Here is a 2384-nt window from a genome sequence, read left to right as displayed (position 1 = left end):
GAGGGGGACCCTTTTTGAAAAAAGGGTCCCCCTCTCGCGCTCTCCCCTCCCAAAAACTTTCAACGGTTACAGGTTGATAGTGGTAATACTTTGTAATCGTTAGGAGTCTTTGGAAAGGGGGGCTGGGGGAAGAACCTTTCTGCAAGAAAGGTTTTCCCCCAGTACGCCTTTTACAAAGTCTTTTTTAACCGAAACGGCTGATATCGGTCTTGCAGGCGTCGTCCCATTCCAGGCAGTCGAGGTCGGTGATGGCCTCGAATTCGTTCAAGCAGCGCTGGCATTTTTGGGCCACGGCCACCTTGCCGGCCTTGATGTCGGCCTCGGTCGCCTCGACCGTGACCTTTTCCCCGCAGCTCGGGCACACGGCCGTGAATTTCGCTTTCTTTTCCGCCACGTCGGACTCCTTTGACAGGTTTTTCCGCCCGGCCCGTCCCGGGCTTCAGGCCAGGCATCGCCGCCAAGGGTAGCACCCGATCCCGGACGGAGGCAATGCGCGCCGCCGTCCGACCGCAACCCGGCCGCATCCTTGACGCCTGTCCGCTCCCGAAGCATCATGGCCTACGTGATGCAATCCCAACACGGGAGGGGGCATGCGGACCACGGCCTATCTGCTTGAGAGCCTTGTCGCCGAGGGTGTTGGCCATGCGTTTCTGGTTCCCGGCGGCCTTGTCGATCCTTTTTTGCCCGATCTCGCCGCCACGCCGGGTATGACGCCCATCGTGGCCGCCCACGAATCCGGCGCGGCCTACATGGCCGACGGCTATGCCCGGGCCTCGGGCCGCTTCGGCGTGGCCCTGGCTATCGGCGGCCCGGGCGTGACCAACATGGTGACGGCCGCCGCTTCGGCCCGGGCCGACGCCTCGCCGGTGCTTTTCGTCACCGGGCAGGTGCCGACCGACTGGGAAGGGCGCGGCGGCTTCCAGGACTCCTCGCCGGCTTCGCTCAACGACGTGGAGCTGCTTTCTTCGGTCACGGCGCTGTCTCTGTCCGTGGAAAATCCGCACCTCGCCCACCATCACCTGCGGGCCTGCCTGACGCGCATGCTGGCCGGTCCCAAGGCCCCGGTCCATATGAGCCTGCCCCTGGACGTGCAGCGGGCGGAGGTGGCCTCGCCCTGGGAGCCGCTCGACGCCTCGATTTATCGGCCGCGTTTCGTCGACGGCAGCGCCGTGGAGCGGCTGTGGCGCGTGCTGGTGCCGGACGGCGGCGGCGAGGCCCCCACGCGGGTGGCCATCCTGGCCGGGGCCGGGGTGGAGAAATCCGGGGCCACGGACTGCCTGATCGCCTTTGCCGAGCAGTTCGAAATCCCGGTGGCCACCACCTTGCGGGCCAAGGGGGTGTTCCCGGAGGACCACCGGCTTTCGCTTGGCATCTTCGGCTATGCCGGCCACCGCTACGCCATCGAGACGTTTCTGTCCGGCCGGGTGGAGGTGCTCATCGTGCTCGGCAGCGGTCTGTCCCAGCGCGATACCCTCTTTTGGGACAGGAAGATGCTGCCCACACGGGCCCTGGTCCATGTGGACGTGGACCCGACGACCATCGGCCGCACCTTCCATACCCACGTGCCCATCGTGGGGGATTGCCGGGCGGCGCTGTCCCTGATGATGGAGGGCGGTTCGGCCAGGGTCATGCACCTGCGGGCCGGCAACCAGGCCCGGGCGGCCTGGCTGGCCTCCATCCGGGCGGCCGGGCCGCGCGAGTACGACCCCGACCATGCCGCAAGCGACGCCGTGCCCCTGCACCCGGCGCGGGTGGCGGCCGAGCTGCGCCGGGCCCTGCCCCGGGAGGCGGCCGTGGCCGTGGACTCGGGGGCGCATCGGGCCTTTTTCGCCCATTATTTCAAGTCCTACGGCCCCCGCACGTACTATACGGCGTCCAACCTCGGCCCCATGGGTTGGGCCATCCCGGCGGCGGTCGGCATCAAGGCGGCCTTGGGCCAAACGCCCGTCGCCTGCGTGACCGGCGACGGCTGCATGCTCATGCACGGCATGGAGGTGGCCACGGCGGCCCGCTACGGCCTGCCGATCCCTTTCGTGGTGGTCAACAACAACGCCCTGGGCAACGTCTGGCTGCGGGCCATCCAGGAAGGCCCCGGCCCAGGAGCCCTGGCCGAACTGCCGGGCCACGACTTCGCCGCCTTCGGCCGGGCCATGGGCGCGCGCGGCCTCACGGTGACCCAGCCCGAGGAGCTGGCCCCGGCCTTTGCCGAAGCCCTGTCCGGAGAAGGACCATGCGTGGTGGACGTGCGCTGCGACAGGCGCTTCACCACCCCCGTCACGCCCTACTCCGAAGCCAAAAAGGAATGGGTGGACGACGATTAGGGGAAGGGAGCGGAGAAAGCGCCGGGGGGAACCCTTTTCTGAAGAAAAGGGTTCCCCCCGGAC

The 2384-nt window shown here is 67.5% G+C and carries 2 protein-coding genes; one reads left to right on the top strand and one right to left on the bottom strand.

Going from position 1 to position 2384, the window contains the following annotated elements:
* Positions 1-184: 184 nt before the first annotated feature.
* Positions 185-394: a hypothetical protein gene (locus ACMZ6R_RS20370; protein ID WP_416114786.1), complete on the bottom strand. Its 210-nt coding sequence runs from the start codon at positions 392-394 to the stop codon at positions 185-187.
* Between the two features lie 196 nt (positions 395-590).
* Between ACMZ6R_RS20370 and ACMZ6R_RS20365 the strand changes: the two genes are divergently transcribed.
* Positions 591-2321, top strand: coding sequence for a thiamine pyrophosphate-binding protein (locus tag ACMZ6R_RS20365; protein WP_416114785.1), 1731 nt, complete (start codon positions 591-593; stop codon positions 2319-2321).
* Positions 2322-2384 lie beyond the last annotated feature (63 nt).

Source organism: Solidesulfovibrio sp. C21 (genome assembly GCF_047785625.1).
Classification (GTDB): Bacteria; Desulfobacterota; Desulfovibrionia; order Desulfovibrionales; family Desulfovibrionaceae; genus Solidesulfovibrio.
The sequence above is the reverse complement of the archived record's forward strand: the minus strand, read 5'-3'. Positions and strand labels throughout refer to the sequence as shown.